At 64.4% G+C, this 25,487-nt stretch carries 20 protein-coding genes; 8 read left to right on the top strand and 12 right to left on the bottom strand.

Going from position 1 to position 25,487, the window contains the following annotated elements; all coding sequences use genetic code 11:
- Positions 1-184 precede the first annotated feature (184 nt).
- From BMZ45_RS12325 to BMZ45_RS12305, 5 genes are all read left to right on the top strand, one after another.
- Positions 185-1,075 (top strand): CPBP family intramembrane glutamic endopeptidase, encoded by an 891-nt coding sequence (locus BMZ45_RS12325; protein ID WP_091636843.1) that lies wholly within the window; start codon positions 185-187, stop codon positions 1,073-1,075.
- Positions 1,076-1,313: 238 nt separating this feature from the next.
- The gene (locus tag BMZ45_RS12320) at positions 1,314-2,402 is read left to right on the top strand and encodes a hypothetical protein (protein ID WP_091636840.1); all 1,089 of its coding nucleotides are present in this window, start codon (positions 1,314-1,316) and stop codon (positions 2,400-2,402) included.
- A 23-nt stretch (positions 2,403-2,425) separates the two neighbouring features.
- Complete coding sequence (locus BMZ45_RS12315) at positions 2,426-3,100, top strand: hypothetical protein (protein WP_091636839.1); 675 nt, start codon at positions 2,426-2,428, stop codon at positions 3,098-3,100.
- Between the two features lie 22 nt (positions 3,101-3,122).
- Positions 3,123-5,588 carry an apolipoprotein N-acyltransferase gene (gene lnt / locus BMZ45_RS12310; RefSeq protein ID WP_091636837.1) on the top strand — a complete coding sequence of 822 codons (2,466 nt, stop codon included), beginning with the start codon at positions 3,123-3,125 and terminating at the stop codon, positions 5,586-5,588.
- Between the two features lie 139 nt (positions 5,589-5,727).
- Complete coding sequence (locus BMZ45_RS12305; protein WP_091636835.1) at positions 5,728-6,816, top strand: S41 family peptidase; 1,089 nt, start codon at positions 5,728-5,730, stop codon at positions 6,814-6,816.
- A 74-nt stretch (positions 6,817-6,890) separates the two neighbouring features.
- On the opposite strand, the gene BMZ45_RS12300 is transcribed toward BMZ45_RS12305, so the two are convergent.
- From BMZ45_RS12300 to BMZ45_RS12285, 4 genes are all read right to left on the bottom strand, one after another.
- Positions 6,891-8,294, bottom strand: coding sequence for a sensor histidine kinase (locus tag BMZ45_RS12300; protein WP_217643199.1), 1,404 nt, complete (start codon positions 8,292-8,294; stop codon positions 6,891-6,893).
- A 20-nt stretch (positions 8,295-8,314) separates the two neighbouring features.
- Positions 8,315-8,989 carry a response regulator gene (locus tag BMZ45_RS12295; RefSeq protein ID WP_091636831.1) on the bottom strand — a complete coding sequence of 225 codons (675 nt, stop codon included), beginning with the start codon at positions 8,987-8,989 and terminating at the stop codon, positions 8,315-8,317.
- 49 nt (positions 8,990-9,038) lie between these two features.
- Entirely contained in the window at positions 9,039-9,530 is a 492-nt protein-coding gene (locus tag BMZ45_RS12290) for a class I SAM-dependent methyltransferase (protein WP_254776628.1), read from the bottom strand.
- Positions 9,531-9,911: 381 nt separating this feature from the next.
- Positions 9,912-10,322 (bottom strand): SRPBCC family protein, encoded by a 411-nt coding sequence (locus BMZ45_RS12285; protein WP_091636827.1) that lies wholly within the window; start codon positions 10,320-10,322, stop codon positions 9,912-9,914.
- A gap of 426 nt (positions 10,323-10,748) precedes the next feature.
- Here BMZ45_RS12285 and BMZ45_RS12280 point away from each other — a divergent pair, with 426 nt between their 5' ends.
- On the top strand, positions 10,749-11,465 hold the full coding sequence (locus BMZ45_RS12280; RefSeq protein ID WP_139215480.1) for a hypothetical protein: 717 nt from the start codon (positions 10,749-10,751) through the stop codon (positions 11,463-11,465).
- Positions 11,466-11,485: 20 nt separating this feature from the next.
- On the top strand, positions 11,486-13,186 hold the full coding sequence (locus tag BMZ45_RS12275) for a hypothetical protein (RefSeq protein WP_091636823.1): 1,701 nt from the start codon (positions 11,486-11,488) through the stop codon (positions 13,184-13,186).
- 130 nt (positions 13,187-13,316) lie between these two features.
- On the opposite strand, the gene BMZ45_RS12270 is transcribed toward BMZ45_RS12275, so the two are convergent.
- The 4 genes from BMZ45_RS12270 to BMZ45_RS12255 all read right to left on the bottom strand — a co-directional run bounded on the left by BMZ45_RS12270 (position 13,317) and on the right by BMZ45_RS12255 (position 17,919).
- Positions 13,317-13,826 (bottom strand): hypothetical protein, encoded by a 510-nt coding sequence (locus BMZ45_RS12270; RefSeq protein WP_139215479.1) that lies wholly within the window; start codon positions 13,824-13,826, stop codon positions 13,317-13,319.
- Positions 13,827-14,465: 639 nt separating this feature from the next.
- On the bottom strand, positions 14,466-16,307 hold the full coding sequence (locus BMZ45_RS12265) for an ATP-binding protein (RefSeq protein WP_091636819.1): 1,842 nt from the start codon (positions 16,305-16,307) through the stop codon (positions 14,466-14,468).
- Between the two features lies 1 nt (position 16,308).
- Positions 16,309-17,334 carry an SIR2 family protein gene (locus BMZ45_RS12260; protein WP_217643198.1) on the bottom strand — a complete coding sequence of 342 codons (1,026 nt, stop codon included), beginning with the start codon at positions 17,332-17,334 and terminating at the stop codon, positions 16,309-16,311.
- Positions 17,335-17,496: 162 nt separating this feature from the next.
- Complete coding sequence (locus BMZ45_RS12255; RefSeq protein ID WP_091636817.1) at positions 17,497-17,919, bottom strand: DUF4124 domain-containing protein; 423 nt, start codon at positions 17,917-17,919, stop codon at positions 17,497-17,499.
- A 454-nt stretch (positions 17,920-18,373) separates the two neighbouring features.
- On the opposite strand from BMZ45_RS12255, the gene BMZ45_RS12250 reads away from it, so the two are divergent.
- Entirely contained in the window at positions 18,374-18,793 is a 420-nt protein-coding gene (locus tag BMZ45_RS12250) for an H-NS histone family protein (RefSeq protein WP_091636815.1), read from the top strand.
- Positions 18,794-18,964: 171 nt separating this feature from the next.
- Here the strand turns inward: BMZ45_RS12250 and tssH are convergent, their stop codons facing one another.
- The 4 genes from tssH to tssE all read right to left on the bottom strand — a co-directional run bounded on the left by tssH (position 18,965) and on the right by tssE (position 25,329).
- Positions 18,965-21,766 (bottom strand): type VI secretion system ATPase TssH, encoded by a 2,802-nt coding sequence (tssH, locus tag BMZ45_RS12245; RefSeq protein ID WP_091636813.1) that lies wholly within the window; start codon positions 21,764-21,766, stop codon positions 18,965-18,967.
- A 77-nt stretch (positions 21,767-21,843) separates the two neighbouring features.
- The gene (gene tssG / locus BMZ45_RS12240) at positions 21,844-22,935 is read right to left on the bottom strand and encodes a type VI secretion system baseplate subunit TssG (RefSeq protein WP_091636811.1); all 1,092 of its coding nucleotides are present in this window, start codon (positions 22,933-22,935) and stop codon (positions 21,844-21,846) included.
- Complete coding sequence (tssF, locus tag BMZ45_RS12235) at positions 22,899-24,737, bottom strand: type VI secretion system baseplate subunit TssF (RefSeq protein WP_091636809.1); 1,839 nt, start codon at positions 24,735-24,737, stop codon at positions 22,899-22,901. Before tssF ends, tssG begins: the two co-directional genes overlap by 37 nt.
- A gap of 103 nt (positions 24,738-24,840) precedes the next feature.
- Positions 24,841-25,329: a type VI secretion system baseplate subunit TssE gene (gene tssE / locus BMZ45_RS12230; RefSeq protein WP_091636807.1), complete on the bottom strand. Its 489-nt coding sequence runs from the start codon at positions 25,327-25,329 to the stop codon at positions 24,841-24,843.
- Positions 25,330-25,487 lie beyond the last annotated feature (158 nt).

Genomic DNA, 25,487 nt, shown 5'->3' with positions numbered 1-25,487 from the left:
GCACGTCGCCCGGCGGCCCGCCGACGCATGCGTGGCCTCGTTCCCGGTCATGACCAGGGTCAGTTGCGGGCCTCGTGGAATAGTGTTTACATCGAGTATCTTCATATGAAGATATATTCGCCGACACGATCCCGATCATCGCGAGCGCGTGCCTGGCATCACCCCACATCGCCCCGAGGCTCCCTTGAAACGCCTATTTCTCGACTCGAACGGACGCGTGCGCAATGGCTGGTGGATCCTGATCTTCGCCGCGCTGATGTTCGGCAGCCGCTTCGTCTACACCCCGGTGAGCCGGACGCTGCAGGGCTGGGGTGTGTCGCAGGAGTCCCTGGAACCGCTGCGCTTCGCCTTCCTGTTGCTGGTCACCTGGATCTGTGTGCGCCTGCGCAGGGAGCCCTTGTCCAGCATCGGTTTCGTCTTGAACGGGCGCTGGGCCCGGGAACTGGGCGTGGGTTCTTTCCTGGGCCTGGCGACGGCCGTGCTCGCGGTCGCGATGATCTGGGCGGTCGGCGGCGTGCGGCTGCAACTGGACCCGGCGCGCAGCCTCGGTCTGTTGGCCTACGGCGCCTACATCTTCCTGTTCGTGGCCTTGTTCGAGGAGACCTTGTTCCGAGGTTTCGTCTTTCAACGACTGATCGCCGGCGTCGGCGTATGGGGGGCGCAACTGGTCTTGGGCTTGGCGTTCGCGAGCAGCCATTGGGGCAATCCGGACATGCAGGGCAGCACCCTGGTCTGGGCGACGATCGAGCTGTTCCTGGGGGCGATCCTGTTGGGCCTGGCCTACCTGCGCACGCGCAGCCTGGCCATGCCGGTCGGTATCCACCTGGGTTGGAACTGGGCGCAGGGCTATCTGCTGGGCTTCGACGTCAGCGGCTTCGCGCACGCGGGCTGGTTCCATCCGCAGTTGCTGGACCGGCCGCAGTGGGTGACCGGTGGCAGCTTCGGCCCGGAAGCCAGCATCTTCGCGGTGGTCGTGGACGCGGCCCTGATCCTGGTGCTGTGGAAATGGAAAGGCTCGGCGCCCGCAGAGGCGGTCGCCGACGCGCGCCTGCAGCCGCACCTGCCGTCGCCATGACCTGAAGCGCATGGCGTGGCCCGGCGCGCCGGGTCGTATGCGAAAACGTGATGCAGCCCGTCGTGGCTGTTGCAGCGCACATTGCGCCACCCCGGACCGTACGCTAGCGTCTGGGGGCGATGGTAGGGGGAGGGATGCCCCGAAGCTGCGGGCGTCCTCATCGTGATCGAGTTCCGCGTTTTCTCATCGGACACCAGCCGGTGTCCGTGGCGCACATCATCTCGAAGGGGAATTAAGGATGAAGACTCTGTTCCGCACTAGGGCGGGGCGGTGGCTCTCGGCTGTGGCGCTGCTTGCGCTCGCGGCCCCGGCCGCGGCCAGCACGCTCAACCAGAACGTGTCGTGGACCATCGACCGGGCCGGGACCAGCAGCAAATACCGCGTCGTCGCATACGGCGATTCGATCTTCGCCGGCTACAACGGCTCGATCAGCAATGCGGCGCGCTACTCGGCGCCGACGGTGGACGCCGAGTACCTGTCGGCGCGTTGGAACGCCGATATCGAAAGCATCCGCCGCGCCAAGTCCGGCGCCGTGGCGCGCGACGTCTACGAGAACAAGATCGTGGCCGAGCGTTCCTACATGCAGGCCGCGACCACCCGCGTGGTGAGCTTCGAGATGTGCGGCAACGACGGCCTGCAGGCGCGCTCGGCCTTCAAGTCGCAGACCGGAACCTGCGATTACAGCGGCCTCGACGCGGCGGTCAATTCCTGCAAGACCTACGTGTCGGCGGCGATGGACTACATCAACACCAACGCGCACGCCAACACGCGTCTGAAGGTGATCTCCAACCTGTACTACCCAGGCTACAACGCCGACAACGTGCAGAGCTCCTGCCGCGACGCCAGCACCGGCCAGACGGTGAACCTGCGCGATCGCTTCCTGCCCGCGATCGCCAAGATGAACTACTGGATGTGCGAGTACGCGCGTCAGAAGGGCTTCCAGTGCGCGGACAGCTTCGCCCAGTACATGGGCGCGGACTACGACAGCAACGGCGACGGCCAGATCGATGCCGACGCGCTGCGCTACGTGTCGGGCGAAAGCGAGGCCAGCTACATCAACCGCACCGCGGTGACCCTGCGGGCGACCTTGCGCGACGCCAACACCAAGTTCGTCTCGTCCTCCAGCTCGTTCGACTACATCCAGTCCGACGACACCCATCCGACCTATACCGGCGGTACGGTGTCGGCCGGTCTCTGGGGCGGCAGCACGGGCAGCGGCGCGCCGCGCTACACCAGCTTCAGCAACGGCCGTAGCCCGATCTGGAACCAGTACGGGCACGAGCGCATGGGCTGGGCGCTGTCGGTGTATCAGCCGGCCACGCCCTGAGGTTCCGGTAGGAGCATCGCCTCATGGCCGAACGCCGCCCGCCGCAAGCCCCGCCGTCCCGAGCGGACGGCGAGGGCATGCGTGTGATCGCGAAGACGCCTGCCGCCCGCGGCAGACTGCTGCCGTGGGCAGTCTGCGTCGTCGTCGCGCTGGTCGCGGCCTCGGCCTGGTGGATGCTCCAACCCGAATCCGAGCCCCGCTCGAACGCGCCGGCCGCGCGGGGCGATGTGGAAAGCGGCATGGCGGTCGGCCCGAGCGAGGGCCGACCGCGGTACCCGCGTCCCAAATTGCAGGCCGCATCGCTGCAGGAGCCTGAGGCCATGTCCAGCCAGGACCCCGATGATCTGGCCGCGTACTTCCAACCCGGCGATCCGGAACCCACCGGAGCGCAGGTGATCGAGGCCTTGCAACAGGCTGGCGTGCGCACCGGTCTGGGCGCGTTCAATCCGCCCGGCACCAGTCCGCCGCTGCTGGGTCTGGCCGTGCCGGAGGGCTATGTGCTGCCCGAGGGGTATGTGCGCCATCACCAGGTCACCGACGAAGGCGTCGCGATCGAACCCATCCTGATGTTCGCGCCCGATTTCACCCTCTACGACCCGCAGGGCCGGCCGATACCGATGCCGGCCGATCGCGTGGTGCCGCCCGCGCTCGCGCCACCGGGCATGCCCTTGCGGCAGATCCGCATTCCTCCGCGCTAGACGCAACACGGAGTTCTTCGACTTGACCAAGGAACGGTTGTCTCCGTCCCGCTGGCGCAGCCTCGCCGGCATCCTCGCCACCGCCTTGTTGCTCGGCCTTTACGCTCGCGGCGGTATCGCCTGGGGATTGGGTTTCGTCGCCTTGGTGCCGTGGTTGCTGGTGCTCGACACCGATCGCAGCTGGCTGCGCGCGCTCGCGATCGGCGCGTTGACGAGCGTGGCCTTCGTGGCCGCGGCGTTCCACTGGTTCGGTGCGGCGATCGGCGCCTACACCGGCGTGGGCGCGCCGACGGCGACGGTGGCGTTGCTGGTCTTGGCGCCGTTGTTGCAGCCGCAGTTCATCGTCTACGTGCTGGTCCGCCGCTGGGCCGGGCGCCGTTACGGGCCATTGCTGCGCGCCGCGGCCGCGGCCTCGGCCTGGGTGGCCTGCGAATGGTGGGTGCCCAAGCTGTTGGGCGACACCTTGGGACACGGCCTGTTTCCGTCGTCGGTCCTGCGCCAGGTCGCCGACCTCGGTGGCGCCGCCGGCATCACCTTGTTGCTGCTGCTGGTGAACGAGGCGATCGCCTACGCCTACCAGCAGCGCGCACGCGGCCTGCGCATCGTATTGCGGCCGCTGGTGTTGGCCGCGCTGATCGTGTCCTGCATGGCCGGTTACGGCTTGTGGCGACGCGCGGCCTTGCAGGTAGCTCCGGCCGACGACGCGGCGACGCTGCGCGTGGCCATGGTCCAGGCCAGCATCACCGACTACGAACGGCTGCGCGAAGAAATGGGCGCCTACGCCGTGGTCCGTCATGTGCTCGATACCCACTACGCCTTGTCCTGGTCGGCGATTCGCGACCACCAGGCGGACGTGCTGCTGTGGTCGGAGACCGTGTACCCCACCAGCTTCGGCAGCCCGCGCAGCGAGGACGGCGCGGCCCTGGACCGCGAGATCCAGGGTTTCGTCGATGCCGCCGGCGTGCCGCTGGTGTTCGGCACCTACGATCGCGATGAGCGGGGCGAGTACAACGCGGCGGCTTTCCTCGAGCCCGGCAAGGGCCTGCTCGGCGCCTATCGCAAGACGTATCCGTTTCCGTTGACCGAGTACGTGCCGCAATGGCTGGACGGCCCCTGGCTGCGCGGCGTGCTGCCCTGGACCGGCGGTTGGCGCCCGGGGGAAGGCGCGCGCGTGCTGCCCTTGCGCAGCGCCGACGGGCGCGAGGTCAACGTGGTGCCGCTGATCTGCCTGGACGACGTGCATACCGACCTGGCCATCGACGGCGCGCGCCTGGGCGCGCAAGCCATCATCGGCATGTCCAACGATTCCTGGTTCACCGCCTATCCAGTCGGCGCGCGCTTGCACCTGGCGGTCGCGGCCTTCCGCAGCATCGAGACGCGCCTGCCGCAAGTGCGCGTCACCACCAACGGGCTCAGCGCCATCATCGACGATACCGGCGAGGTGCTGGCGAGCACGTCGATGGGCGATCAGGCCGTGCTCACCGCGTTCGTCAGCGCGCGCGACCCGGCGCCGACCTTGATGGTGCGCTGGGGCGATTGGGTGGGGCGTGCGGGCGCGGCCTTCCTGCTCGCGTTGCTGGCCGTGAGCGCCTGGCGCGCCTCGCGCCGTCGGGCCGGCGCCGTGGCCAAGGACGAATCGACGATAGCGGTCGTCGCGCTCACGCCGTTGTGGCGCGCGCTCGCCGGCGCCCTGCGCCTGTGCGCCGGCACCGGCTTGCTGTGGCTGGCCTACGACATGCTGTCGCGCATCGGCCTGCAGATTCAGTCCTTGTCGCAGCTGAAAGTATTCGCCGCGGCCGTAGTGGCGCCGGCGCTGGCCGCCTGGGCGATCGAGCGCGCGTTCCTCGCGCAGGCGCGCGTCGAGGGTTCCTTGCTGGTGCTGGACCAACGCCGGCAACGGATCGAGATGCCGGTGGCGTCGATCGCCGCCCTGCGGCCCTGGCGCCTGCCGCTGCCGCGCAGTGGCGTCGACCTGCGCCTGGCGGCGGGACCGTACTGGACGCGCGGCCTGGCCCTGACGCGACCGCAGGCCTTGCGGCGCATGCTGGCCGCGAGCGGCACGGCGGTGGGGCTGGAAGGTCGCCTCGCCAACGGCTTGGCCGATCTGGCGCAGACGCGGGCCGACGCGCGCCGGCCGCGGCTCGACCACGCGCTGCTGAAGTTCGCGCTGTTCCCCTTGCTGCTGGCGCTGGTGGCGTTCCGTCTGCACCAGGTCATCGCCTTCGGCGGCAGCTTCGGCGAGTACTACAGCTACGGGCTGGCGGCCTATCTGAGCGGCTTGCTGATCTGGTGGGCGTCGTGGTCGATCGGCCTGATGCTGTTCGCCGCCGTGCTGCGGATCGCGATCGAAACGACGGTGGCGCTGGCGATGGCGCTGCGGTCCGCGCATGTGGCCGCGCTGCGCGACGGGCTGGAGTGGCTGGGCCGCCTGGCGTTCTACCTCGGCGTTCCCGCTTGGCTGGCGTTTCGTCTGATCTGGGCGGGGTGAAGGGCCGCCCGCGCACGGTCGAGCCTTAGCGTTCGGAGACGCAGCAGGGGCAGGCGAGGGCAGGGCGCCGGCCGTTTGCGACGAATCGGCCGCGACCGGCATCCGTACTGGGACCTGGGTTAGCCCGCGAGGATCGACCATGCGCAAACACGACACCGCGTTCGGCATGCGCCGGAAACGTCTGGCCGCCGGACTGTGGGCATTGCTTGCGATCGTGTCGCCGGCCTTCGGCGCGGACACGGCGGCCCAATATGCGCCGGCGATCGAAACCCTGGCGGACAAACTGGCGACGCGCTTCGTCGATCCCGCGGCGGGCCGACGCTACGCGGACATGCTGCGCAGCAAGCTGAGCGCCGGCGAATACGCGGGCATCGACGACGCCAAAGTCTTGGCGCGTCGCCTGACCCAGGACCTGCAAGCGGTCGCAGCCGACGGCCATCTGCGCGTCGATCTGGCGCCGAAGGTCGGCGATCGGGCCGGACCTGCTGCCGCCGGCCCACGCCGGGTGGTCGGCCCTGCCGCGAGCGGCGCCCCACGGCAGGCCTCCGCGCTGGCTCCGATCGATCTACCCAGCGTCGCCGAGACCAAGTGGATCGCGGACGGCGTGGCCTACCTGCGCTTCAACCAGTTCGCCGGCGAACCCGCGTCGGTGGCGGCGATCCGGGCCTTCGTGCAAGACCACGCGAACGCCAAGGCGATCATCATCGACACGCGCGGCTTGGCGCGCGGCGGCGGCCTGGCGGAAATGGACGCGTTGTTTCCGTATTTGTTCGCGCAAGAAACCGTGCTGGTGGAAATGTCGGTGGCGAAGAACGACGGCGCGGCGCGCGGCCCGTCGCCGTTCGCGGGGCCGACGCTGCGCACCGTAGCGGGTCCCGCCCATCTGCTGGTACGCCAGCACCTGGCCATTCCCGATCCGGCCGAACGCCGTCTAAACCAGGCCAAAGTGTTCTACCTGACCTCCAAGCGCACCCGCTCGGCGGGCGAGCACTTCGCGCTGGCGTTGCAGCGCACCCACCGGGGCGTCTTGATCGGCGAACGCACCGCCGGCGCCAATCACTTCGGCGGCATCGAGCCCATCGGCGCGGGCCTGGCTGCGTTCATTCCGGTCGGACGCACCTACGATCCCGATACCGGCAAGGACTGGGAAGGCACCGGCATCGTTCCCGATATCGAGGTTCCGGCCGATCAAGCCTTGGCCAAAGCCTTGGCCTTAGCCGGGGCTTGATCGGGCGGGGCGCTGTCTCTCTGCGCTTTACGACTACACAAACCTGGAATCCGCGCGGCGGGCTCGACGGTTCGTCAACGCCCGTCATCCGTCGTGTTCGGGGCGCCGACGGCGTCCGTGTTCTTGTCCCGATGCTGCGGGCGCGACAAGGGTAGGGCCAATCTGAAGCAGGCGCCTTCTTGCGGCGCGTCCACGATGTCGATGGACCCCCGATGCAGTCGTACGATGTCGCGGACCAGATTCAAGCCGAGCCCGCTGCCACGTCTGTTCTCGCGGACGCGATAGTAGCGGTCGAACACTTTCTCGCGATATTCGGGGCGTATGCCGGGCCCTTGGTCGGACACTTCGACGATGCCGTGGCCGCCATCGCAGGCAACGAAGATCGTGATCGCGCCGCGATTGCCGCCATGCTCGATCGCGTTCTGAACCAGATTCACCAGGACACGCTCCAAGGCCAAGGCATCGCCCGCGACGCCGGCCGTCTCGACAACCGTCTCGAACCCCAGCTCGTAGCCCGCGGAAATCGCCAGCGGCGCCAGGTTCGCGGCGGTTTGACGTCCAAGCTCGACCAGGTCGATCGGCTGGAAGTTCGGGTTGGTCCGGTCCAGACGCTGCAGATTCAGCAGATGCTCCGCCAGCACGGACAAGCGCGCGACGTCCTGCAGGAGCCGCGCGCGCTCCGGAGAGGGCGGCATCGATTCGAGGCGGGCGCTGAGAATCGCGACGGGAGTACGCAGTTCATGCGCGGCGTCCACCAGAAAGCGCCGACGTCGCTCATGGCCCTCGTCGTAACGGCCCAGGGCGTCGTTGACGGCCGACACCAAGGGGAGCACTTCCTCGGGAACGTCGGCTTCGGGCAAGCGCGCTCCGCGCCTTTCGACATCGAGCTTGCGCGCAGTTTCGACGACGGGCTCCAGGCTCTTCAAGGACCAACGCACGACCTTGGGGGTCGCGATCAGGGTGACCAAGGTCATCAGGACCAGCAACGGCAGCAGAACGGTGGCCGATACCGAAACAATCAACCAGCTCGCCCGTCCGGGCGCCATTACCCGGCCTTCTTCCGTCGTCAGTATCTGGATACTGCCGTACGCGGTTTCGATGCGTTTGAGGCGGGCGCCGGTCGCCTTGTCGTCGTCTATCAGGTAGCCCAATCGGGCCTGGCTGACTCGGTCCAGCGCGCCACCGATGGAGGCGAACTCGGGCGGTATCGGGCCGTGACGAAGTTCGCGGCCCTGTCGGTCGCGGATGACGTACCACAGGGTCGGAATTTCCCTGCGTAACTCCGCCAGGTCCGGCGTTTCGCGCAAGGTCATTCGACCGCGGTCGTCCAGCGTCAACGCCTGCTGGAGAATTTCAACCGCGTTGTCGGCGTCCTTAGCGACATTGGAGCCGTACAGCGCCAATACGATCAGCAGTCCGAAGACGGCGAGGAGGGCGCCCTGCAGTGCCAGCAGTCTCCACAGCAGACGCCGCTTCAAGGAATGCGGGCGCCCTCGGGTCATTCGGCTTCCCGCAACAGGTAGCCGATTCCGCGGATGCCGTGGATCTCCACGCCGGCACCGGCCTCGGCCAACTTGCGGCGTAAGCGAGAAACGTGGGAATCGAGCGTGTTCGACTGTATATCGTCGTCAAATCCGTAGACGGCCTCCTCGATCACGCTACGCACCACGGTGCGGCCGCGACGCCTCAGCAGGGCTTCGAGCAGCAGCAGCTCGCGGCGCGGAAGTTCCAACGGTCTTCCTTCGACCGCCGCCAGTCGTTCGACCAGGTCGAATGCAAGAAGGCCGACGCGTATCGTGTCGGATGCCATCCGCGCCGGTCGGCGCAACACGGCACGTAGCCGCGCGAGCAATTCCTCGATCGCGAAGGGTTTGACCAGGTAGTCGTCGGCGCCGGCGTCCAGGCCGACCACGCGATCCGTCAGATCTCCGCGTGCGGTCAGCACGATGACCGGCGTGCGCAGTCCCATCGCGCGCAAGCGCGGTATCAACGCGACGCCATCGCCGTCGGGCAGGCTCCTGTCGAGCACGATCGCATCGTGGACATCGCCCATGGCGGCCGCCTGACCTTCGCCCAAGGTAGGGACGTGGTCGGCGACCATGTCGTAGCGTTTCAGGGCCAGCGCCAGGGCCGCCGCGAACTCAAGCTCGTCTTCGATCAGCAGGATGCGCATGGATCCGGTCCTGTCGTGTTGGCTGCATTCTGCCACCGCCATCGCGCACTCATGCACCGATCCAGCGCGAGGCCGCCCGCCGTGTCACGCGATACACCGTCGCCGGGGGCAGGTTGCCGTAGACACGACCCAGCCTTTGCACCTTGAATCCATGGCGGTCCGTCCAGGAGCGCGGCAGCGGGAAGCGTGCGCCATAGGTGAACTGGTAGAACGCGCCGTCGGCAGAGAGATGACCGAATGCGCCCAGCAGTACGGCGAGCCGGTGCCGACGCGACAAGTTGCGTAACGGCAGGCCGCTGACCACGGCGGAGACCCCGCTGTCGACCCGCGCGAGCCGACGCGGAAGCTGGCGGGCGTCGGCGCGCAGGACTTGCGCGGCCGGAAAGCGCCGTTCCAGTAGCGCGGCGAATTCCGGCGCCGCCTCCACCAAGATCAAGTTCTCCTCGGCAACCCCGCGCTCGAGCAACGCGCGAGTGAACACGCCGGTGCCGGGGCCCAACTCCAACACCCGTCCGGGGGCTGCGCATACCTCGCTGGTCATCAGGCGGGCCAGTGCGGCGCTGGACGGAGCTATCGCGCCGACACGCGCAGGCGAGCGTAGCCAGGTATGCAGAAACGCCCAGAGGTCGCGCAGCCTGGAGTAAGCGGTTGCGGAAGACGCCAGCGGCACGGATTTGGACGGGGTTTGGGGCAGCGATGCTGGACTCATTCGAACTCCCGATCGATAGGCGAGAACCCGATCTTAGGGAGGAAGGTTGCGCCAACATTGCGGGCACGAACTTTCCGTTCTCGACTGGGCGCCTATCGCTGCGACTCGGCCGACACGGCGTGCCGCCTGACGCCTGCAGTCCAACGGCCTGGCGCCTGCGGCCCGGAGCAGACCGCGGCGCCGCCGGTACGGCGCCGCGATTCGCGTCGGATGTCAGGCCTTCGCTTCGACATGGCGGGCGAAGTTGTCGAGGATCGCCTGCCAGCCCGCGCGTTGCATTTCCGGCGAGTTTTCCGACTCGGCGTCGAAGGTGGACTTGACCAGGACGCCGTCGGCCTGATCGATGAACTCGGACTGGACTTCGCGGCCGTCGCTCATCCGGTACTCGATCGCCTGCTGCGGGACCACGCGGGTGTAGGTGCCCTCGAAGTCGAAGCCGAAGCTGCCGTCCTTGGCCTCCATGCGCGACAGGAACTTGCCGCCCTCGCGCAGATCGACCGTGCTGTGGGTGGTGTGCCAATCGTCGCTGGCAGCGTTCCACTGCTTGATGTCCTCCGGGGTGTTCCAGGCCCTCCAGACCTGGTCCAGGTCGGCGCGTACCACGGTTTCGATGGTGATCTTCATGCTGTGCTCCAGTGTGGCCCGGAATGGGCGTTCATTAGCTGCGTCGAACGCAGGGCCGCCGAATCGACACGCTCGCGAATATTTTTTCAGATCGCCTCGACGATGTCGCCGAACCGGGAGGTCGTGCGGACCCATCCACGCGTGCCGCGGCGGGGCAGGGCTCGGCTCACGACCGAGAGATCGGCTACATCGTCGGCTGTGGCGCCTTCTACGAGGACTTGTTGCTTTGAGCCTGCGTTCGGCCAGGGCAGGGCAGGCGCATCCGGTCCGAATCCGATTCGAACGATGCGGCGGCATCGCGGGCGGCGTCGCGACGCCCCCGGCCTTCGGCACCCGGTCGACTCGCGCCTGGCGCGCGCTTGACTTTGTCCGGTGGCGGTGCTGCGATGATCCGAGTCCGCACCGTACGGCAAGGCAAGGATGCCCATGTACCCTCGTGGTCAGGTCGCCCAACCGGAGATGGATGTCTCGCCACCGCCGCAGCGGGCCGAGCGCGACGATGCCGATCCGGATCGCAGAGGACGAGATGCTCGCGGGGACTCCGAAGATCCCGCGCAAGGCGACGCCAGCGAATCGCCGGACTCGCAGATCCGAATCCCCTCCGATGCCATCAGCTTGCACTCCCTGGGGAACGCGGAGGGCAAATCCTCGACCCTGGGGATAACGCTGCTGGAGTATCAGGGGCTGCCGTTTTTCGAGTTGACGGTGAAGGGGGCCTTCGAGGTCGGCCCCAGCCTTAGCATCGACTACGTTCCATCCCCGAGCATGCTCCTGGACGCCAAGTCCCTGAAGGAGGGCAGCTCCTTCGAGACGCCGATACCGCTGCCCTTGGCCGGTACGTCCTTGAACTTCGGCGTCGGCATGGACGGATCGCAGACCATCGGCCTGGAGTTGGGGCTGGGACCCAAGCTCGGCAGGGCGTCCTTGGGTGGCGCGCAGGTCTACGCCTATACGGTTTGCCCGGATTCCGGCCCTTGTTTCGACGCCGGCGCGAAGCTCAAGGCAGGCAACGTCACCTACAAGGCGGATGTCGGCGTTTCGCGTGGCCGCGGGTTCGACGTCATGGCCGACGAGATCGGTCGCGCGATCATTCGTGCGCTGGAGCTGCCGATACCCGGAGCGAACGGCGGCAGTCAACGTTGAAACGCACAGGGGGTGCGCGTATGTCGTCGTCTTCGGATTCGCTGTTTTCCAAGGTGCAATCGCCCGACGAGCTGATCCAGCGATTGCGGTTCGACCCGGATCCTATTCCGACCGATTCCGACGAACTGCTGGACTTCCTGAAGCGCGACAAGGACCTTCAGCTGCGGTTGCTGATCCGGGACAAGGCCAAGGACATTCCCTTGTCGGGGATCGTGCAGCAAGGCGGCAAGATCCGGATCACCGTGCTGGATAGCTTGCTTGAGCCGGGCCTGAATCCGTTTCTCGTGCTCGAGAACATCGGCGTCGCCCGCTCGCTGCTGTCGGATTGCCTGGAGCTGCGCCGGCGCATCGAGGCGCTGCAGCTCGACCTGTTCAACTACGCGCAGGAATCCTACGAGTTCGAGGAGACCAAGAAGCTGCGGGACGCCGAGCTGGCCCGCCTTGCCGACGAAGTGCAGCTGCAAGAAGGCTTGCTGGCCGCCAAGCGCAAGGAGCAAACCGCCTTCGCGACGGTGATCGCGAACTGGACCGAGGCCGTGACCAGCCATGGCGCGGACGCGCCCGGGCACACGTCCGAGCATCGCGTCGACCGGGCGCTGATTCAGTCCTATTGGCCGCTGATCCATTCCACCTCGACGCCCGGCAATGGCGCGCCGGAATTGGTCAAGGTGTCGAATGCGCCCTACAGCGCCCTGTTCTCCGGCTCCGTCTTCGACATCGTCTGGGCGGCGATGTCGTCCGATGCCAAGCGCAGCGTCAAGTTCGAGACCGCCAACCAGCGCAACGAAACCCTGCGTCTGCAGAACGAGAAGTCCGCGATCGACAGCCAGATCGCCCAGATCTCGGCCGCCAAGAAGATCGCCGTCTACGACCACGACTTGGCGAAGAATCGCAATGCGATACGCGACGAGAAGTGGCGCCGCAAGGTGGTGCAGTTCGAGGCCAACTCCGGCCTGGGCCTCAATCGCCGCTTGCGCGACTCGCTGATGCTGTACTCGGAGATCTTCGGCCAGCTGCGTGTCGCGCTGCACGCGATCGAGTTCGGACAGTCGGAAATCCTGGGCATGACCATCGAAGGATTCGACGCCGAGAGACTAGACCTTCGCAATCGCTACATCCTGGAACCGGCGAGCACGCAAACGCAAAGCGCGCCGGGCGCGGACGTACAGGAGTCCTTCGACGACGGCATCTGGATTTCGCTGGACACGCTGGGCAGCTACCTGGTCCAAGCCGAGGCCCGGATGCGCAGGCGTGCCCATTCCACGCACGTCACCCAATCCGTGCTGCGGCTGGACGGCGAATTAGGGGAGGGCAGTGCACCCATCAGCCTGGAACAAGCCGTCGGCCCCAACAGCGCGCTCGCCGCGAACACCCGGCGGGACAACATCCTCGCCATCCGCATCCTCAACCTCGGCGACCCGATCAGCCTGCGCCTGCGCTTGCAGCGGCCGCAGCCAATGGGCCAGTACGTCCCTCCGGATTTGCAGCATCCGAATGGGTCCTGGTTGCCCGATCCGATATGGAAAATATTGTCGAGCTACGATCTGGCACTGGACTACGCCTATCTACCCAGCACCTCGGCGGCCGTCGCGCCCGAGGTGCCAGCCGCGGTCACGCAGTTCTTGAATCGGGAACTCAACGGCCTGTTAAAAGCGACCGTCGGACCAGCGGAGCCGACCGCGCGGAAGCTGTCGCTGAGGATCGAGGTGTGGCACACCTGATGGTCGCCATCGATGACGCCACGCAGTGCCGCAGACCCTGGCCAGGATCTGAGTGCGGGATCGGTACGGCGGTGGTCCCGAGCTAGGGCCTGTTTGGCTTTGAAGCCCCAGGAACCCGTTGCTGTTTCTCCTATGGGCTCGGAGACCAGTCCGTGTGGGAGACCGTGACCTCGACACCGCTTGCCACGAGCTTGTCGGAAAACGTCTCAATGTGGCTTGCATCGCAGATCAAAATAGCAGGAAAAACATCCGCTTCGAGGAGGCGCTCCAGCCATCCAGCCTCGCGAACGTGCAAGCTCTTGGTCTTCTGTTCGGTGACCCACTCTTCGGTCTGGCCCTGCTGGAAGCCAATAACGATGCCTAGTTCATTTCGTTCCGCCTCAGTCAGCTCCACCTGGAGATACCTTAGGGCTAGTTCCTGTGCGACAAGCTCAGGCGACGTCTTGGCGGGCTTCACGAAGGCGACAAAGTCGGGTGGCGCTTCCTCTACGATGCCCATTGCGCCGAGTTCATAGGCAAGGCGACGCAAATCGCGGCTAAAAGCCACGCTGTCTCGTTTCCCATATTCCATATGAGAATCGTTCCGCACTCCAACGAAGGTGACGAAACGGTACGGATCACTCCCACCCTTGATGTTCATGCGCCCCCTGAGCAGTAGCGTTCCTTCTTAGCGATCTTATGGCTGAAATGGCGTCGTCGCTAGGATGATGGGCTCGTGCGTCGGTCGTCGGCTGGCGATCCGAGCGCCGGTGAAGATTACCGGCGCACGTGTTCGGACAGGGTTTGCCTTCAGGCCAACAGGGCGGGCGCATCTTGAAGCCTCCATGCGGCGGTCCATCGCGCCAGAGCCTTCCTAAACGCCGCGCGAAGCCACGCGTGAACCTTGCGCAATACTTCGCATAATGCATATTATGTTAAATATACGAGCGTGGCTGCGACGCCAGGTCCGCCAGACTTGGCGCCCCCTCCTTCCGCCTGGCTCAAGCGATCTGAGCAAAGACCCCACAGCGCGGAGCGGTCAATGTCTGATCAAGACCTGCTTGGTGAATGGACCGGATGGCGGCTGAGAGGCCGCCATCTTGTTTCCCAGGATGGGAAGCACATCGCCCCCTGGCGACTGCCAAGCGATTCTCCACCCAGCTTTGCAGCCATGGACGTCTCATTCATCGAAGGTGTTAAGAAGCACTCAAAGGGCGCGTGAGCATCGCTCTACTTCGTGCGACGTGCTGGTCGCCTCTGCTGAAACTGGCCGGTGTGAGCCTCAATGGGTAGCTAGTAGCTAAGCAGTCATTCGCCGCGTAATCGCTCCGAGCTCTTCAATCGTTAGTCGTGGACCGGCCCACCCTTCAGCGAAGCGAGCGTTATGCGACTGTGGAAGCTGAGAATTCTGCAAGTCGCGAATCCGAACGCGAGAGGGCAATGCAGCACCCTCGCCAACAAAAATCGCTTCTTGTTGTCCTAAGTTTGGCAGCGAACGCGTCATGCCGGATAGACCATCCGGAAGAAAACGCGACACATGCTGTTGATCAGCTTGATTCGTGAGACGAAGAACCAGCCAAGTTCCGCATTGGGCGATGACTGTACTTTCGACATCCGCCGGCCGCTGACTGACCAGCATCAGTCCTATTCCATACTTCCTTCCCTCACGAGCGATCCGGCGGATTGCTCCTTGAGCTGCAGCATATTCGGCTTCACCGCGATCAGGAACATACCGATGCGCCTCCTCGCAAACTAGCAGAACAGGATCGCGCAGCCTTTCTTCCGCAGTTTGGTACACCTTGTAACGAAAAAGAAGGCGCGCCAACGCCGCTGTCAAAGGGCCGGCGACTTCGTTTGGCAAGCCCGAGATATCGAGAATCCGCAGATCACTATTCTTAGGCTCTGCTTCTCCAACGAACTGTCCAAGAATAGTCGCCAGGTCAGGACTGCCCTCCTCCCACTCCTTCATCATGAAGCGAATACGAGGGTCGCGACGCAGCACGCCAATCTTGTCTAGAACAGACTTAAAGTTCTTTGTGAAATCCGTTGCTGTAACTGCCTTCAGCTTTGCACCGTCGAGCCTCGCAGCTTGAAGGTACAAAATGTGACTGAGCAGCTCATCGAGAGAGAACGGGCGCGGCTTGTCCATGTCGAACGAATCAAGCGCCTCCTGTTGAACACCGGCTTTGGGTCTAGGAACGTCCGCTTCCTGTCCGTCAGCGGGTGCATCTCCACCGTACGCACGAGGTGCTGGGTCTACGAGGCCAGCAGCAACCATTCTTGCGTGAGTGAGCGCCTTGTAGATCACGTTGTGCTGAGTGGTTGCTTCGAACTCGGTCTTTCCAATCACAAGAAGACGAAATTCATCAGCAGACATTAGCCAGTAAGGGAGGTTTATCGTTTGTCCGTTCGCAGCCTCGTGGCCAACTGGATCGTACGCGCGATAGACCACGGCTCGCTCTTTGAATGCGGCGCCGTACTCAGCGTGTGGATCGATAATTATGATCCTTGGATGACACTCCGCGTTCTCGCGCGGCTTGTGGTCAAGAATACTGTGAAGTAGAGCAGCGACAGCGCCTGACTTCCCCGAGCCTGTCGAGCCAAGAATCGCGCAGTGCATGCTAAACATCTTGTCGATATTCGTTCTGCACAATGCAGAGTCTGCGCCAACATAGGTACCAAAGGGCACAAGCGCATCGTAGTCTCCATCTCTCCGCAGACCTTCTGCGGCCGTAAAGAGTGAGTCAGCCTCGCCCCTGGTTAGCAGATAGACGCTCTGCCGTGGAAGAGGATACGTGGTGACTCCGCGCTTGAACTCCAAGAGCTCTTCGCCAACTCGCCATACTCCCTCGGAAAAAAGCTCGATTTCCATTATGCGCTGATCGGCTTCGGGCGGAATGATCTTGCCTTGCTCAATCAGCTCTTCTGATCGCATTCGAAGCAGCGTGACAAAGCCGAACACGATGTTGCGTCCAAAGTGGACTTTGACAATGCTTCCCATCTGGCCGATAGGATAGACGCGGCCAGCGTGAGTCCTTGATAGCTCGGTTACGTCACCATCAAGCTCAACACGAATCGATGTTCCTGAGACCTCTACGATATGGCCGACACGCAGCTCTTTAACAACGTCGAAATTAGCCATATCACTCACCCCTATTCTCGATGAATCCAGTCATTCCCTTAAAGGACCACCAGTTGTGCTCGCCTTCTTTCCTTTGATGGAACGGGCCTTGACTGCCCCAGTAGATGGATTTCTCCGTAAGTACAAAGACGCGATCACCCCATGAGGAATTTCGCCAGCCGTCCAGGGCTGGCGGCAAAGAATTGTTCTCTCGGCAGAATGCAATTAACGTCGTCTTATTGTCTTTGCTGGATAAAGCTCTTTCGATTTCTTCATTGACATGGTCATCGCCAAAGCTATAGCCGACAATTGCAAATACGAGCTCGTCGCTGCTGTTGAGTATTCTTCGAAATAGGTCGAACTGAGCGGCGAAAGGATCCTTTTGAGTCGATACATATTTTGTGGATTGGGGGTGTATGAGAACGCGCCCGTAGCGAGGTGGGTACTTGTCAGTCTCCCTCACGCGCCATACTTCGCCATCTTTTCCGAGAACCCAATCAATAGATCCATGCAGCTTTACTACTACAGCTCGCATTCCTTCTACTCGAGCTGCTTTTCCATACACATGATCTCTAAAGGCTATCGCACCACCAGAAAATCCATCCCAGGATGAGTACCTTCCGAGCGCCAGGGCATCCTCAAGAAGTGTGTCGTAGTTAGTAGTGAAAAAGTAAACAGGCTTCCGTCGCTCCCAGAGTCCAGCTTGACGCTTTTCAAAGAGAACACGGACGAAGTCAGCGTGGCCATCAACAGTTGCCAATGGGTTGTCAGGGGCGCCTATGGTCGCTGCAACCCCTTCTTTGTCATTGCCGGGGATGTACCCCCACCGGATGGTTGAAGCTACGTCTTGAGCGATTCCAGCATGAGCGGCTTGCAAGTCATCGAGGGTGTACGATGATCCTGAGACATTGACTTTGCTGTCTTTCATTCGCTTGGCGATAGCGGCGTAGTCCCCGAGCTGGCTTAGAACATGCTCGATGTGCGCAGTCTCCGGAAGCTCTCCGAGCAGCGCTTTCATAAGCGCTTCGTGAGGCTTGTCCTTGGCCATATCACACACTCGCGCAGTGAGAGGCCACATTAACGGAAGGCCGGCATCAACGCTGATTCCAGCGCCAAGAAGCCAAGCCTGATTCCCGTGTTCGAAATGACGGTCTATTTGTTCGAGCAGATCGTCAGGAGTAGTTGTCATGCCAACCCCCATTTCAAGAGATCACTCGCAGGCGTCGAATACAGCGTCATTGAGACGCCTGCGTACGTCGTGGCTTACATCGGTGTTCGAGTTGAGGAGAAATGACTCACGGGTTTCGCGAGCCACTTCGCACGCGCTGCGCTGATGGGGCGTATTCTTGTAAACAACACTAGCCGAGCCTCCCCGACGCGCGGTTCCGGCTAGCTGTGAGAAGTATCTGGAATCTGCATCAGCTTTTTTCCGCTGATGATAACGCCGCCAAAGTTCGGCGTCGCTAGGCGGGGGTTCGGGAGTCGCATCCCAAGACTTAGCTACCTGATGCGTGGCTGGGCATGGATGGCTTTGGTAGTTGACCGCCCCACCTTTACCTACGCATTTGTATACAGCCTCTGCAGAGGCCAGTCCAATAACAGCAAAAAGAAGTAGTGCGAGTCCAATTCGCATAAGCCACCCCCGGTTGACAGGAAAATCCTAACAGACTCGGGCACATAAAAAAGAAAACCCACCAATGCCGCGGGCCTTCATTATGTGCGGTAAAACGCTTTCAGGCGGCGGGGCCAGGCTTCAATGGCACACCGATATCACCGTAGCCGCTGACCTAACTACCCGCCACCGTGGCCGCGCTCGATAATGGAGCGGGCGCCTGCGCGCCCATAGCAGCAGGAGCGCCCCTGCACCCCGGTCGTCCCGTGCCCTACCCCTTTCCTTGTATGGGTTGTACACCGCGCCGTAGCGCGCGATCGCACGGCATTCTCCGACCGGCCGCTCGTAGCGCGTGCCCACCCTCACCCCACCTCCACCCCGACTGGCTGCAACTTCCTGCCGGAAGCGCGTTCTCACCACAGGACATCGCTATGTTGCTTGACAGGTGGATAGGTATGCCTAGACGCTAACCGCCATGAACATTGATGTCGATAAGCTCAGCCTGTCGGAGCTGAAGTCCCTACTGATCGCCGCGGAGCAACGCAGGCAGTTGATATCCAGTCGTCGCCCCATTGCCTTGGTGCGTCGAAAGATCATCGCACTCGCCGCTGAGTACGGTTATACGATCGAGGAACTCTTTGGGGATCAGCCAGCGGCTGAGATTGTTGGTAAGAAGCGTGCATTGCGGCGAAAGGCGAGCAAGGTTGCTGCCAAGTACCGCGACCCCGAGAACAAGCGCAACACCTGGTCGGGCCGTGGGCGGATGCCGCTGTGGCTAGTCCAGAAGACGAAGTATGGTCGGAGCGTCGCTGACTTCCTGATTCCCGGCCTGGCAAGACCAACCGCACGCAAGGATAGCTCGATAGGCCAACGAACCCTCTTCAAGCAGGGATGACGCAACATCCTTGATGCGTGAAGAAGATTACGAATAGCTGCTTGGGTTGGGAACTGCTCTTCCCTACCCCCGATAAGCATCCCTAACCGCTTGGTGCTTCATCAGATCCACGATTTTCGCGCATGACGTTGGCGTTGCAAGTGATTTTCAGACTCGTGGGATCTACGACAGCTACCGGATCGTATACACAAACCCACCAGCCTCGTCCGCCCCGACCGTGATCGCCTCGATCTTGCCGCCGTCGACCATGCGCGACAGCACGCTCTCGGCGATTTCCGGTAGCAAGGTGCCGTTGAGGATGTGATCGACATTGCGTGCGCCGGAGTCGACCTCGGTGCAGCGCTGCAGCACGGCATCGACCAGCGATTCGTCCCACTGGAACGTGGCCTTGTGGTTGCTGGCGACGCGGTCGCGGATGCGTTGCAGTTTCAGGTCGATGATCTGGACCAGGACTTCATCGCTGATCGGATAGTAAGGCACCACCTTCAAACGGCCGAGGAAGGCCGGCTTGAACGACTTCATCAGGATCGGGCGCAAGGCGTCGGCCAGGGCGTCGGCCTGGGGCACTTCTTCCTGCGGCTTGTTCAAGCACGCCTGCATGATCTGCGGCGAGCCCACGTTGGAGGTCAGGATGATCAGGGTGTTGCGGAAGTCGATCTCTCGCCCTTCGGCGTCGTCCATCCTGCCCTTGTCGAACACCTGGAAGAACATTTCCAGTACATCCGGATGCGCCTTCTCGACCTCGTCCAGCAGCACCACGCTATAGGGCTGGCGACGCACCGCTTCGGTCAGCACCCCGCCCTCGCCGTAGCCCACGTACCCCGGGGGCGAGCCCTTCAGGCCGGACACGCTGTGCGCTTCCTGGTACTCGCTCATGTTGATGGTGATCAGCTTGCGCTCGCCGCCGTAGAGGATGTCCGCCAAGGCCAGCGCGGTTTCGGTCTTGCCCACGCCGGAGGGGCCGACGAACATGAAGACGCCGCGCGGCTTGTTCGGGTCTTCGAGTTTGGCCGTGGCGGTTCGCACGCGTTGGGCGACGGCGTCGAGGGCGTGATCCTGGCCGATGACGCGTTCGCCCAGCAGCGCGTACAGGTTGCGTACGGTCGCCACTTCGTTCTTGACCATGCGCCCCAGCGGCACGCCGGTCCAGGCGCTGACGATGTCGGCCACGACGTGGCCGTCCACTTGCAGCGGCACCATCGGGGCTTCGCCCTGCAAGGCGCGCAGTTCGCCGATGAGCGCTTGCAGACGCGCGTGCCTGGGCTCGGGCGACGCGGCCTGGCGCGCGGGTTCGGCTTTCTTGCCCTTGGCGGCCTTCTTTTTGGTGGGCGCGGCCACGGCGACATCGCCATCGCCGATGGCGTCGTCTTCGTCCACTACCGACGGAGGCTCGACCGCCGCGTGAGGCGTGTCGTCGCCGGCGGCCGCTTCCAGTTCGGTGCGCAGGGCCTGGATGCGTTCGGCCAGTTCGAGCTCCTTGACCAGCCGCGTTTCGTTGTCGGCCAGGCTCGCTTGCGCCTGCGCCTGTTGCGCCAGCAGTTCCGCCGTGCGCTCGCCGTGCTGCCAGCCGCTGGCGGTTTCGCGCTTGAGCGTGGCCAGTTCGGCCTGGATGCGATCCAGGTGCTTGCGGGTCTCTTCGATGATCGCCGGCGTCGCGCTTTGTCCCAGCGCGACTTTCGCGCAGGCGGTGTCCAGCACGCTGATCGCCTTGTCCGGCAGCTGACGGCCGCTGATGTAGCGATGCGACAGGCGCACGGCTTCGGTGATGGCTTCATCGAGCACGCGGATGCCGAAGTGCCGCTCCATCAACGGGACCATGCCGCGCAGCATCGCCGCGCACAGGGCCTCGCTGGGTTCTTCCACCTTGACGACCTGGAAGCGGCGCGCCAGTGCGGCGTCCTTCTCGAAGTACTTCTTGTACTCGCTCCAGGTGGTGGCGGCGACGGTGCGCAATTCGCCGCGCGCCAGCGCGGGCTTCAACAGGTTGGCCGCGTCGTTCTGGCCGGCCTGTCCGCCGGCGCCGATCATAGTGTGGGCCTCGTCGATGAACAGGATGATGGGGTGCGCGCTCTTCTTCACCTCGTCGATGACGTTCTTCAGGCGATTCTCGAACTCGCCCTTGACGCTGGCGCCGGCTTGCAGCAAGCCCATGTCCAGCGTGTGCAGTTCCACGCCCTGCAGCACGCGCGGCACGTCGTTGGCGGCGATGCGCAGCGCCAAGCCCTCCACGACCGCGGTTTTGCCGACGCCGGCCTCGCCGGTGAGGATGGGGTTGTTCTGGCGCCGCCGCATCAGAATGTCGATGACCTGGCGGATTTCGGGATCGCGCCCCACCACGGGGTCGATCTTGCCGTCGCGCGCACGCGCGGTCAGGTTGGTGGTGAACTGGTCCAGGGCCGGGGTCTTGCCCAAGCCGCCACGCGCGACCTGGTCGGCCGTCTCGGCGTCGCTACTGCCCTGCCCTGCGCCGGCGTCCGCGAAGCCGACCGCCTCCCCGGCTTCCTGCGAACCCTTGGTCAGCGTGGCGAAGTCGTGCTTGAGTTCGTCCTTCTTGAGCTTCACGAACTGCGACGAGCCGCGGTAGGCCAACTGCGACAGCCCCGGTTCGGTCAGCAAGGCCAGCAGCAGATGGCCGCTGCGGATGCGCGTGGTCTGCGCGTCCAGCGAGGCCAGCAGCCATGCGTGCTCGAACAGCGTGGGCAGGTGCGGGGAAAACACCGGCGTACGCGTGTTGCCGTTCTTGAAGCGGCCGATCTCCCGGTCCAGGTCGCGTTGCAGCGAGTCCAGGCCGATGTCGCTGCGCTGGGCGATCAACGCGAAATCGCTGCGAGGCTGTTCCAGCAAGGCCAGAAACAGGTGCTCCAGGTCCACCTCGTAGTGGCCGCGCTGCACGCAGAGATTCGCCGCGCGTTCGACGGCGAGGCGACTGGTGTCGTTGAGCTTCCCGATCAGGGTCTTGAGATTGATGCTCATGCTGGGCGTTCCGTGCGTTGAGTCGGTGGGGCTGGAATGGAGCGGCTACTGCGGGGTGCGGCTACTGCAGGGTACGGCTACTGCAAGGTACGAATGTCGTAGCTGGTGTCGGAGCGCGGCGCCTGCGCCGCCTTGGAACAGACGTAGCTGTCCCAGCCCAGGCGCGCGCCGGCCTCGGGGCTCATGCGCACGCCGGTGATGTGTTCGGCCTTCAGGATCAGACGGACCTCGTACTCGAAGCAGGCACCGGTCAGCAGGCTGAGCCACTTGGCCAGGCCTAGCGCCGCCTTGCCGCCGGGCAGAAAATCGTCGAAGCGGTCGCGATCCAGCGGACCGATCCACACCCGCATACGCAGATCGCGCTGCCAGACCCGGTCGCCGGCCAGCGCGGTGGAACCCAAGGTGGCGTTGCTGGCGCCCAATCGGGTCCGCTGCGTTTCCGGTACCGAATACCAGGCGCCGACGAACTGCTCGATGCGCAGCGGGACCTGGAAATAGTCGCGCAGGATGCGCTGCAGGGCGGCCGCGGAGGTGGGGTGCTGGCCGACGGCGCCTGCATAGTGAGCGATGGCCTGGTCGAACACTTCGCCGGCGCCGCCGTCGGCCATGCGATCGCGCAGCGCCGGCTGGCCGAGGCCGACCAAGGACAGCACCATGGGCAGGAAGCGTTCGTCGCGTTCCAGTTCGTGCTGCAGGGGGACGCGGTACTTCTTCCAGGCGTCGTAGTGCAGCGCGAGCGCGCGATTGGTGAACAGGTCCAGGAACGCACGCGCGGCGCGATCGCGATGCACGGTCTCGCGCTCGGCGAGCCGTTCGGTGTAATGCAGCGGCAGTGCGCCCTGCCCGCCTAGCAGGCCGCTGAACGCCGGGGTGATATGCACCTCGGCCAGTTGCTGCGTGCTGACCGCGTTCTCGATGGACGTCTCGTGATCGAGCACTTCGCCGTCGTTGCCGTAGGCCACCGCGCCTTCGATCTCGCTGGCCGGGAATCCCAGCGCGAGCGTGTTCTTGAAGCGCACCTTGCGCGCGACCATTTCGCCGCGCTTGATGCCCTGCCTGGCGAACAGCGACTCCAGGATGCGCAACGCCTGGAAGAATCCGAAGCGTTGCGGCGCCGCGAGCAGCTGTTGCGCTACACCAGGATCGATTCGCCGCTTCGTGGGGGGCATTGGACGATGACCTCGCCGCTATGGGCGGACAGCAGCGTGAGTTGGGTGAAGCTGTTCGCATGCACGTACAGGCCGAAGAATCGGTCGAGCACGGCGGCGAACGCGGATATGCCGGCGCCGACGAAGCTGTGTTCGTCGATGGTGATCTTGATGTGCAGGCCGCGCACCACGCTGGTGAAGTGCTTGCCGGGCAGCCAGGCGGTGGCGGGTTCGTGACGGATGCCGACGATGCCGTCGATCTGACGATTGGACACCGCCGAGCGCGCCATGTCGTACAGGCGCAGCATTTCCTTGAACGCGGGCAGGCCGCTGCCGGTCAGCGAAAGGTGATTGAGCGAAAGGTGCGAGATCAGGCGCCAGTGGGCGGCGCGGCCGCGCTCGAACCGTAGCGGACGGCTGGGCTTGCGCAGCAAGGTGATGGCGCGGGCCATGCCGCCGCCGTCCTGGATCAGCGGCGCGCTTTGGGGGCCGTGCGGCAGCTGCGTCGGCAGCTCGCGGTTGCTGCAGGTAAGCTTGAGGCTGACCACATCGGTTTGCGGCAAGGTCGGATTGAAATCGAGATCGACGAAGGACATCTCGGTTTCGTAACCGGGACTGCTGCGGGCGACATGCTCGTCGCGATGCGCCAGCCAGTACTGCCCGGTCTGGCTGGGCGTTTCGCCGTGATGCAGCGAATAGAACGGCCGGAACTCCGTGATGTGCTCGCCCTGGGGCGTCTGCCGCACGCGCGCCACCGAGTCGATCGAATGCACCTCATAGGCGAAGGCCCGGCGCGAATCGGCGACCACAGGATAGGTGGCCGTGCGATGGGTGACGCGGATCGGCTCGCCCTGCTGCGCGAACAGGTTGGTGACCGGCGTGCAACCGGTCAGCACGCTGTCCGGTCCCAAGGCCTCCAGCGCCCGCGAGACCGGCGAGTCGGCGGCCTCGGCCTTGAGGATGAGGTGCACGGTGAACAGATTGCCGGCGCCGGCCTGGCGCAGCGCACGCAGATCCAGGTCGAAGAAGCCGAACTTCTCCGGATAAGCGAACACTTCGGTGAGCAAGCGATAGGCCGGATGCGAACGGTCCGGGTAATCGATGAGCGCCTCGTCGTCGGCGAACCCGGCCTGTTGCAGGGGCACGGCGGCCAGTTTGTGCCAGCGGCCGCTGTCTTCCTGTTCCAGATAGGCCGCGCGCACGTTCAACGCCAGTGCGTCGCGCAGGGTGGCGACGAATGAGGGCTCGCCATCGGTGAATAGGCGCAGCCGGTCGATGCCCTGCATCGCCTTGGGGGCATCGGTGCCCAGCAGCTCGAAGGTGAGCGATATCTGCGCGCCGCTGCCGGGCGGCAGGGTCGTGGCCATGGGCGCGGCGGCAATGGGGTTGAATCGGGCTGCCTTGACCCGGATCGGCGCCAGCGTCACGTCGTAGCTGGTGCGGAACTTGCAGCTGACGCCGCGCACCGGCTGGGAATTCAACAGGGTGCCGCGCGCCACCTTGACGGCCTGGCTCAGCTTGCCCAACTGGCTGTCGAGGTCGAAGCGCACGATCGAACAGGACGGGAACGGCCGCAGGTAATGCGGATACAGCACTTCCAGCAAGGCGTCGGTGAATTCGGGATAGTCGTCCTCGATCTTCTTCGACACTCGCGCCGTCAGCAGCGCGAAGGACTCGACCAGGCGCTCGACGTGCGGATCCTGGCTGCCGTCGCCGGAGATCAGCAGGCGGCCGGCGATCTTGGGATAGCGCTCGGCGAATTCCTTGCCGTGGCGACGCAGGAACGCCAGTTCGCGCTCGTAGTACGGGAGCAGGTCTTCCATCAGCCGATTCCCCGGGCTGGCGCGGATCGAAACCGAGGACGCGGCGCGGACGACGCGCCTGGCAAGCCGTCGCCGTCGAGACGGACGATGCGCGATGGCGACCTCATGCGACCGCCGGCCGGCGCAGGCGGCTCACCGAATATTGCAGCGTGGTCGGTTGCAGCATCGCGTCGAAACTCACCGGTTCGCGCGCCGGTTGCACGTCCAGCAGGCCGTGGATGGCGAAATGCAGCCCCCCTGCCCCACGGCCGTTGCGCTCCAGGGCGACGCGCACGTTGTGCAGGCGCGGCTCGTGGCGCGCGATGGCTTGCTCCAGGGATCTGCAGATGGCCACGCGCTCGAAGGCATTGGCCAGGCTCATCGAGGAGAAATCGACGAGTCCGTAGGTCATCAGCGATTGCTGGCACTGGGGAAAGGCCTTCAGCAGCTCTTCGGAGAACGCCGCGCGACTGTTGAGCAGGCTTTCCAGGTCGCGGGCCACGGACTCCTTGTACTGGTCCAGCGACAGCGTCTTGAACATGCCGTTCGTTCCCGGACTGCGTGGCTCGTCGTCGAACAGGCGTTCGAGCAGGCTGGGTTCGAGTCCTTTCATGATCCTGTTATGAGGAGTGGAGCCGGCGGGAACGATCCCGCGCTACTTGGGGGGCGATCGGGACGGAATCCCGGGACTCGCCCCGTCCGGGTGATCGGTTTACGACAAACCGATGCTTGGAATGCAACGGGCGCGGCCTTCGCGCCCGTTGCCGCAGG

Source organism: Lysobacter sp. cf310, assembly GCF_900114355.1.
Lineage (GTDB): Bacteria > Pseudomonadota > Gammaproteobacteria > Xanthomonadales > Xanthomonadaceae > Lysobacter.
Note: the sequence above shows the minus strand (reverse complement) of the source record. Positions and strands in the feature narration are given on the sequence as shown.

Bases quoted from the DNA above. Each gene is read 5' to 3' on its own strand.
- BMZ45_RS12280 (WP_139215480.1), top strand. From the start codon at position 10,749: ATGTACCCTCGTGGTCAGGTCGCCCAACCGGAGATGGATGTCTCGCCA.
- BMZ45_RS12265 (WP_091636819.1), bottom strand. From the start codon at position 16,307: ATGGCTAATTTCGACGTTGTTAAAGAGCTGCGTGTCGGCCATATCGTA.
- tssF (WP_091636809.1), bottom strand. From the start codon at position 24,737: ATGGAAGACCTGCTCCCGTACTACGAGCGCGAACTGGCGTTCCTGCGT.
- BMZ45_RS12290 (WP_254776628.1), bottom strand. From the start codon at position 9,530: ATGACCAGCGAGGTATGCGCAGCCCCCGGACGGGTGTTGGAGTTGGGC.
- BMZ45_RS12285 (WP_091636827.1), bottom strand. From the start codon at position 10,322: ATGAAGATCACCATCGAAACCGTGGTACGCGCCGACCTGGACCAGGTC.
- BMZ45_RS12305 (WP_091636835.1), top strand. From the start codon at position 5,728: ATGCGCAAACACGACACCGCGTTCGGCATGCGCCGGAAACGTCTGGCC.
- BMZ45_RS12295 (WP_091636831.1), bottom strand. From the start codon at position 8,989: ATGCGCATCCTGCTGATCGAAGACGAGCTTGAGTTCGCGGCGGCCCTG.
- BMZ45_RS12275 (WP_091636823.1), top strand. From the start codon at position 11,486: ATGTCGTCGTCTTCGGATTCGCTGTTTTCCAAGGTGCAATCGCCCGAC.
- BMZ45_RS12320 (WP_091636840.1), top strand. From the start codon at position 1,314: ATGAAGACTCTGTTCCGCACTAGGGCGGGGCGGTGGCTCTCGGCTGTG.
- BMZ45_RS12250 (WP_091636815.1), top strand. From the start codon at position 18,374: ATGAACATTGATGTCGATAAGCTCAGCCTGTCGGAGCTGAAGTCCCTA.
- tssE (WP_091636807.1), bottom strand. From the start codon at position 25,329: ATGAAAGGACTCGAACCCAGCCTGCTCGAACGCCTGTTCGACGACGAG.
- BMZ45_RS12255 (WP_091636817.1), bottom strand. From the start codon at position 17,919: ATGCGAATTGGACTCGCACTACTTCTTTTTGCTGTTATTGGACTGGCC.
- BMZ45_RS12260 (WP_217643198.1), bottom strand. From the start codon at position 17,334: ATGGCCAAGGACAAGCCTCACGAAGCGCTTATGAAAGCGCTGCTCGGA.
- tssH (WP_091636813.1), bottom strand. From the start codon at position 21,766: ATGAGCATCAATCTCAAGACCCTGATCGGGAAGCTCAACGACACCAGT.
- BMZ45_RS12315 (WP_091636839.1), top strand. From the start codon at position 2,426: ATGGCCGAACGCCGCCCGCCGCAAGCCCCGCCGTCCCGAGCGGACGGC.
- tssG (WP_091636811.1), bottom strand. From the start codon at position 22,935: ATGCCCCCCACGAAGCGGCGAATCGATCCTGGTGTAGCGCAACAGCTG.
- BMZ45_RS12270 (WP_139215479.1), bottom strand. From the start codon at position 13,826: ATGAACATCAAGGGTGGGAGTGATCCGTACCGTTTCGTCACCTTCGTT.